1 protein-coding gene is annotated in these 274 nt (G+C 56.9%); it reads right to left on the bottom strand.

Annotation, left to right across the window (positions count from 1 at the left end):
• The coding region (locus A3722_RS06560; RefSeq protein ID WP_201721976.1) for an acyl-CoA dehydrogenase family protein at window positions 1-274 on the bottom strand (274 nt) is incomplete at both ends.

Raw genomic sequence — 274 nt, 5'->3', positions numbered from 1 at the left:
AAAGCCGCGCCCTTCGCCCAGCAGGATGTTTTCCGCAGGCACGCGAACATTGTCGTAAATGATCTCACCATGCCCATGCGGCGCGTCAGAAAAGCCAAAGACTGGGATCATCCGCTTGATCGTCAGGCCCGGTGTGTCACGCGGCACGAGGATCATGCTCTGTTGGCGATAAGGTTCGGCCTCTGGGTCAGTTTTACCCATCACGATGAACAGTTTGCAGCGCGAGTCGCCCGAACCTGAGGTCCACCATTTGCGCCCGTTGATGACGTATTCA

This window comes from Sulfitobacter sp. HI0027 (genome assembly GCF_001634775.1).
In the GTDB taxonomy this organism is placed as follows: Bacteria; Pseudomonadota; Alphaproteobacteria; order Rhodobacterales; family Rhodobacteraceae; genus Sulfitobacter.
The sequence above is the reverse complement of the archived record's forward strand: the minus strand, read 5'-3'. Positions and strand labels throughout refer to the sequence as shown.